Origin of the sequence: Kitasatospora sp. MY 5-36 (assembly GCF_001182915.1) — a bacterium.
Taxonomy (GTDB): domain Bacteria; phylum Actinomycetota; class Actinomycetes; order Streptomycetales; family Streptomycetaceae; genus Kitasatospora.
Map to the genome: position 1 here is coordinate 1 of NZ_LFVW01000639.1, position 6,587 is coordinate 6,587.

Below are 6,587 nucleotides of genomic sequence, written 5' to 3' on the forward strand. Positions count from 1 at the left end.
CCCCGGCGGCGAACGCGCCCGAGCCCCCGGCCGTGGCGGCCGGGGGCTCGGTGACGAGCGGGAGGAGTGCGGGGCTCAGCCCTCGGCGGCGGCCAGTTCGCGGCCGCCGGAGCGCGGGCCGCGCAGCACGGCCAGCAGGGCGACGCCGATGCCGATCAGCGCCCAGACCACCATGACCAGGATCGGCAGCCCCAGGTTGGTGGAGCCGAAGTAGGCGACCGACTTGGTGGCGGTGGTACCGGCGCCGTTGGGGATCCAGGAGCCGATCGCCCGCCAGAACGGCGGCGTCATCGGCGCCGGGTAGACCCCGCCCGCGCTCGGGTTGCCGAGCACCACGAAGATCAGCACCGCGACGCCGATCCCGAGGATGTCGAACAGGCACTGCAGCGCCATGGTGAACGCGCCGACCGTGAACACCACCAGGGCGCCGATGGCGCTCAGTCCGAGGACCGAGCCCGGCAGGGCGTCCAGCACCGGCCCGGCGATCACCGTGCCGAGGACGCCGGCGCCGACCGAGTACACCGCGAGGACGCCGAGGCGGATCAGCAGGCGGTGGGTGTTGGCCGGCTTGGAGCCCGCGCTGATGCCCAGGATCGAGGCGACCAGGTAGCCGCCGACGCACCAGCCGATCACCAGGTAGAAGGCGGAGAGGCCGTTGGTGTCGCCCTTGGCGAGCGGCACCACGTCGTGGACCTTGACCGTACGGCCCTGGGTCTGGTCGATCGCGGTGGTGATGGACTCGGCGGCCTTGGCGGCGGAGGTGCCGCGGGCGCTGCCGACCAGCAGGGTGTCCTGGGTGGAGGTCGGGTCCACGACCAGTGCGGCGTAGAGCTTCTGGTCCTTGATCAGCTGGGTCGCCGTCTCGGCGTCCGGCGCGGTGCTGGCGCGGACGGCGTCGTTCGGCACCGACTCCAGCGCGCCGACCAGCTTGGGGGCGACCTGCGGCGGGGCGACCACCGCGATGGAGAGGTTCTGCGGGGCGGGCTTGTGCAGTGCCCCGATGTAGGAGGTGATGAAGCCGAGCTGGAGCAGCAGCACGCCGATCACGAGCAGTGCCGCGCGCGGGGTGACCGCGCTCTTCAGTTCGGCGATGAAACCCTGCCCCGGGGCTGCCATCCACATCTCCTCGTGTAATGGGGAAAAACGGTACTTCCAGAACCGATACTTCATACCATGAAGTAGTTGGCTTGTCGCACCGGCCGCGCCGGGCCGCCGCCGGCGTCGCTGCGCGATACTGGCGCGGTGAGTGACGAGGAATCCCTGGTGGCGGTGGAGCGCGAGGTCGCGCTGATGTTCCGACGGGGCCGGGCCAGAGTGGCGGAACTCTCACGGCGGGTGCACCCCGGGCTGGAGGGGATGGCGTACAGCCTGCTCGGCTACATCGAGCAGGCCGGGCCGGTGCGGGTGACCGACGTCGGCGCGCACTTCTCGGTCGGCAAGGCGACGGTGAGCCGGCAGGTCCGGACGCTGGAGGAGCTGGGCCTGGTGGCCCGGGAGACGGACCCGCTGGACCGCCGGGCCGCGCTGGTCTCGCTCACCGAGGACGGGCGGCGGCGCTACCTGGCCGCGCAGGGCGTCCGGATGCGGCGGGTGCGCGAGGTGATGGGCGGCTGGTCGCCGGAGGACGTGACCCGTTTCGCGGAGCTGCTGCACCGCTTCAACGACGTGCTGGGGGAGTCGGCGGCCGACTGACCGGGCGGTCCCCGGCGGTGCGACAGGGCCCGTAGCTGCGGGTTTTACTTGCCCTTGAAGAAAGTTGCCTTATTCAACCATCTCGTTTTATGGTTGCTTACGGCAACGAAATTTCATGATCCGCGCATCCCGCCCGCCCGCCGAAGGACCCAGATGACCGTGACCACCGAGGCCGCGAGCGGAACCGCCGCCGCGGCCGACAGTCCCCAGATGACGCACCGGCAGGTGATGGAGGCGCTCTCCGGCCTGCTGCTCGGCCTGTTCGTGGCCGTGCTCTCCTCGACCGTCGTCTCCAACGCCCTGCCGCACATCCTGGCCGACCTGCACGGCGGCCAGTCCGCGTACACCTGGGTGATCACCGCGGCCCTGCTCACCCTCACCGCCTCCACCCCGATCTGGGGCAAGCTCTCCGACCTCGTCAGCAAGAAGCTGCTGCTCCAGATCGCCCTGCTGATCTACATCGGCACCTCGGCGCTGGCCGGCCTCTCGCAGAACACCGGCGAGCTGATCGCCTGCCGCGCGCTCCAGGGCGTCGGCGCCGGCGGTGTCGTGGCGCTCGGCCAGATCTGCCTGGCCGCGATGGTCCCGCCGCGCGAGCGCGGCCGGTACAGCGGCTACTTCGGCGCGGTCTTCGCGCTCGCCACCATCGGCGGGCCGCTGATCGGCGGCGTCATCGTGGACACCTCCTGGCTGGGCTGGCGCTGGTGCTTCTACGTCGGCATCCCGTTCGCGCTGGTCGCGATCCTGGTGGTGCAGCGCACCCTCAAGCTGCCGCTGGTCAAGCGCAAGGCGAAGATCGACTACCTGGGCGCGCTGGTCATCACCGCCTCGGTCAGCCTGCTGATGATCTGGATCACCCTGGCCGGCAAGAACTACGCCTGGCTGTCCTGGCAGACCGCGGCCATGGTCGGCGGCGGCCTGGTGCTGGGCGTCCTGGCCGTCGTGATCGAGCGCCGCGCCGCCGAGCCGATCATCCCGCCGAGCCTCTTCAAGTACCGCACCGTCACCCTGGCCGCCATCGCCAGCGTGCTGGTCGGCGTCGGGATGTACGGCGCGACCACCTTCCTCAGCCAGTACTTCCAGCTGGCCCGCGCCAAGTCCCCGACCATGGCCGGCCTGATGACCCTGCCGATGATCCTCGGCCTGGCGGTCTCCTCCGCGGTGGCCGGCCGGCTGATCACCAAGTACGGCAAGTGGAAGGCCTACCTGGTCTCCGGCACCGCGCTGCTCGCCATCGGCTTCGGCCTGCTGGGCACCGCCCGGGCCGACACGAACTACGCGCTGCTCTCCCTCTACATGGCGATCACCGGCGTCGGCCTCGGCCTGACCAGCCAGAACCTGGTGCTCGCGGTGCAGAACACGGTGCCCCGGCACGAGCTCGGCGCGGCCAGCTCGGTGGTCACCTTCTTCCGCACCATGGGCGGCGCGATGGGCGTCTCCGCGCTCGGCGCGCTGATGACCAACAAGGTCGGCCACTACCTGGCCGAGAACCTGGCCGCGGCGCACGTCCCGGCCTCGCCCGCGGCGACCGGCGGCGGCATCCCGGACCTGGCCAAGCTGCCGGCCCCGATCGTGCCGCTGGTGACGGACGCGTTCGGCCACGGCGTCGGCACCGTCTTCCTGTGGGCCGCCCCGTTCGCGGCGCTGGCCTTCGTCACCGTCCTCTTCATCCGGGAGACCGTGCTGAGGACCACCCAGGAGGGCTGACCGGCCGGCGGGACTGACCGCGGGCAGGGATGCGCGAACGGGCCGGGGAGTGTGGAGACACTCCCCGGCCCGTTCCGTCGTGCGTGGCGCGTGTGGCTAGTGGCCGGCGATCAGGGACAGCCCGTAGAGGACGACCCCGCCGCACAGGGCGAAGCAGACGTACGCGCCGGCCAGGGCCAGCCGGCCGCCGCCCGCGGCCCCGGCGGTGCCCTCGCCCGTACCGGCGGCGCTCACCGCGGCCTCGCGGCGGGACAGCGCCAGGATGCCGAGCGCGAAGACGGCGACCACGGCGACGGTGATGCCGAAGCTGAGACCGGCGGTCTGGGCCAGGGCGTTCCACTTGATGTGCATGGTGAGTGCTCCTCAGCCGGTGGCGCTCAGGCCGCGACGGTGGTCGAGGCGGGGGTGGGGGTGTTCGCGGTACCGGCCGGTGCGACCTCGACCGGGGTGACGTCGACGTCGTTGACGTTGTCCGCGCCGACCGGCTGGCGGCGGGAGATCACCCACATCGCGGCCGCGCCGGCCACCAGCACGGCACCGACCAGGGCGACGCCCCAGCTGCCCTGCTCGGCCAGCAGGGCGGCGCCGCCGGAGACCACCGCGGCGGCCGGCAGGGTCAGGCCCCAGGTGTAGACCATGCGGCGGACCAGGCTCCAGCGCAGCTCGCCCTTCGGGCCGCCGAGGCCGGCGCCCATGATGCCGCCGGAGCAGACCTGGGTGGTGGAGAGGCCGAAGCCCATGTGCGAGGAGGTCAGGATGACGGTCGCGGCGGCCGACTCGGAGGCGAAGCCCTGCGGCGGGCGGATGTCCGCCAGGCCCTTGCCCATCGAGCGGATGATCCGCCAGCCGCCCATGTAGGTGCCGAGCGCGATCGCCGCGCCGGCGGAGACGATCACCCAGGTGGGGGGCAGCGCGCCGTGCGGCAGGGCGCCGACCGAGACCAGGGTCAGGGTGATGATGCCCATCGTCTTCTGGGCGTCGTTGGTGCCGTGCGCGAGCGAGATCAGCGAGGAGGAGAAGACCTGGCCGGTCTTGAAGCCCTTCTCGGTGGTCGCGGTGTTGCCCTTGCGGGTGATCGCGTAGGCCAGCTTGGTGGCGCCCCAGGAGGCCAGTCCGGCGACGAAGGGGGACGCGACGGCCGGGATGAGGATCTTGGTGACCACGGTGTCGAAGTTGACGCCGCTCGTGCCGACGCCGACGATCGTGGCGCCGATCAGGCCGCCGTACAGGGCGTGCGAGGAGCTGGACGGCAGGCCGCGCAGCCAGGTCAGCAGGTTCCAGAGGATCGCGCCGGCCAGGGCGGCGAAGATGATCTCGGGATGGACGCCGGCCTTCTCGTTGACGATGCCGCCGGAGATGGTGGTGGCGACCTTCACGGACAGGAACGCGCCCGCGAAGTTGAGCAGGGCCGCGATGGTGACCGCGACCTTCGGACGAAGGGCCCCGGTCGCGATCGCGGTGGCGGCCGCGTTGGCGGTGTCGTGGAACCCGTTGGTGAAGTCGAAGGCGAGCGCCGTGATGATCACAACGGCTACCAGGAACGAGATGTGTTCCATACCCAAACAATCGTCGTAGTTGTCGCACGGACGTTGGTGACGTCGCGACCGTAGGTCTGCTTGGTAAACGGAAGGTGAACTGGGTCGGGAATCGTGGTTCCAATGGTTGACTCGCAGTGACCACTGGGTTTCGTCGGGGTGACATACGGCGCGCTGAACTGGACATTAGCGAAGAACGCGCCGGTTCGACCCGGTTTGCTGAGAGCTGTCTCACAGGTCAATCGAGAATTAACCTCCCAGTCCGCATGCGCCCTGTTTCCGGTGAGTAACCCGTGGGAGGATCTGCGGGATCCGGGAAGCCGGGACAGGGGCAGTGCGCGGCGGGGAGGACCAGCCATGGGCGGGGCGGGACAGAGAGCGGAGACGGCACGCGTACGGCCCTGGGTACGGGCGGCACTGCGCTGCGGAGCCGTCCTCGCGGCCGCGGCGCTCGCGCTGCCGGTCGGCGCGGCGGCCGCCTGGGCCGCACCCGACCCGGGGGCCGGGCAGGTCGTCGCCGGCGCGGACCCGCTCGCCGACGCCAAGGCCACCCTCGGCCCGCTGCTCGACCGGCTGCACGCGCTGTACCAGAGCGCCGAGGCCGCCACCGAGCAGTACAACGGCGCCGTCGCCAAGGCGGCGGAGCAGCAGACCTCGCTCACCGACCTCCAGGGCCGGCAGGACCGCCAGCAGAAGCAGGTCGACGCCGGCACCGACATCGCCTCCCAGCTCGCCGCCGCGCAGTACCGCAACGGGTCCGCCTCGGCCTACGCCGAGCTGCTGCTCTCCAAGGACCCGTACGAGGCGGTCGTCATCGCCGAGCTGCTCGCCTCGGCCAGCCGCTCGCAGTCGGAGTTCCTGGACAAGCTGAAGAGCGACCGGGACGCGCTGGACGGGCTGAAGAAGCAGACCGAGGAGGCGCTGAAGACCTCCCAGGCGCTGGTCGCCCAGCAGGACGCGGCCAAGGCCAAGGCCGCCTCCGACCTGGCCGCCGTCGAGCAGACGGTCGCCACCCTGACCGGCGCCCAGCGGGCCGAGCTGGAGCAGCTGGAGAAGGCCAAGGCGGACGAGGCGCAGCTCGCGTTCCTCGCCTCCGGGGCGCTCGGCAAGGGCGAGCGCACGCCCTCCCAGCAGGGTCGCGGGGCGATCGCCTTCGCGCTGGCGCAGGTGGGCAAGCCGTACCTGTGGGGCGGCACCGGCCCGGACGCCTACGACTGCTCGGGCCTCACCTCGCAGGCCTGGCTGCACGCCGGCCGGCCGATCCCGCGCACCAGCCAGGAGCAGTGGGCGCAGCTGCCGCACGTGGCGCTCAACCAGCTGCGGCCCGGCGACCTGGTGGTGTACTTCCAGGACGCCTCGCACATCGGGATGTACATCGGTGGCGGGCTGATCGTGCAGGCGCCGCGGCCCGGGGCGTTCATCAAGATCTCGCCGATCGGCTCGATGCCGATCCTCGGCGCCGTCCGTCCGGACCCGACCGGTGCGGCGGACGAGGCCGGCGGCGCCTGGAAGGTGCCCGACCTCCCGGCGAACTGGGACTCCGTGACGCCGATCGCGCCGAGCCCGGCCAACCAGGTGCCGGCCCCGCCGGCCACGGGCGGCACGGTGACGCCGCCGGCCGGGCCGGGCACGCCGACCGACCCGGGCACGCCG

The 6,587-nt window shown here is 71.8% G+C and carries 6 protein-coding genes; 3 read left to right on the forward strand and 3 right to left on the reverse strand.

Features of this window, described 5'->3' with window-relative positions:
- Positions 1–75: 75 nt before the first annotated feature.
- A complete protein-coding gene (locus AE652_RS32375; RefSeq protein ID WP_053112383.1) occupies positions 76–1,116 on the reverse strand; it encodes an ABC transporter permease in 1,041 nt (346 codons plus the stop codon).
- Between the two features lie 126 nt (positions 1,117–1,242).
- On the opposite strand from AE652_RS32375, the gene AE652_RS32380 reads away from it, so the two are divergent.
- Together AE652_RS32380 and AE652_RS32385 are read left to right on the forward strand one after the other, a co-directional pair.
- Entirely contained in the window at positions 1,243–1,692 is a 450-nt protein-coding gene (locus AE652_RS32380) for a MarR family winged helix-turn-helix transcriptional regulator (RefSeq protein ID WP_234348623.1), read from the forward strand.
- A 153-nt stretch (positions 1,693–1,845) separates the two neighbouring features.
- A complete protein-coding gene (locus AE652_RS32385; RefSeq protein WP_049658083.1) occupies positions 1,846–3,399 on the forward strand; it encodes an MDR family MFS transporter in 1,554 nt (517 codons plus the stop codon).
- A 96-nt stretch (positions 3,400–3,495) separates the two neighbouring features.
- Here the strand turns inward: AE652_RS32385 and AE652_RS32390 are convergent, their stop codons facing one another.
- Positions 3,496–3,750: a hypothetical protein gene (locus AE652_RS32390; protein ID WP_049658085.1), complete on the reverse strand. Its 255-nt coding sequence runs from the start codon at positions 3,748–3,750 to the stop codon at positions 3,496–3,498.
- Positions 3,751–3,776: 26 nt separating this feature from the next.
- The gene (locus tag AE652_RS32395; RefSeq protein ID WP_049658086.1) at positions 3,777–4,955 is read right to left on the reverse strand and encodes an inorganic phosphate transporter; all 1,179 of its coding nucleotides are present in this window, start codon (positions 4,953–4,955) and stop codon (positions 3,777–3,779) included.
- A 336-nt stretch (positions 4,956–5,291) separates the two neighbouring features.
- Here AE652_RS32395 and AE652_RS32400 point away from each other — a divergent pair.
- Positions 5,292–6,587 (forward strand): NlpC/P60 family protein (locus tag AE652_RS32400; protein ID WP_049658088.1); only part of this gene is annotated, 1,296 nt, incomplete at its 3' end.

Coding starts and splice junctions, on each gene's coding strand:
- AE652_RS32375 (WP_053112383.1), bottom strand. CDS start 1,116: ATGGCAGCCCCGGGGCAGGGTTTCATCGCCGAACTGAAGAGCGCGGTC.
- AE652_RS32385 (WP_049658083.1), top strand. CDS start 1,846: ATGACCGTGACCACCGAGGCCGCGAGCGGAACCGCCGCCGCGGCCGAC.
- AE652_RS32390 (WP_049658085.1), bottom strand. CDS start 3,750: ATGCACATCAAGTGGAACGCCCTGGCCCAGACCGCCGGTCTCAGCTTC.
- AE652_RS32395 (WP_049658086.1), bottom strand. CDS start 4,955: ATGGAACACATCTCGTTCCTGGTAGCCGTTGTGATCATCACGGCGCTC.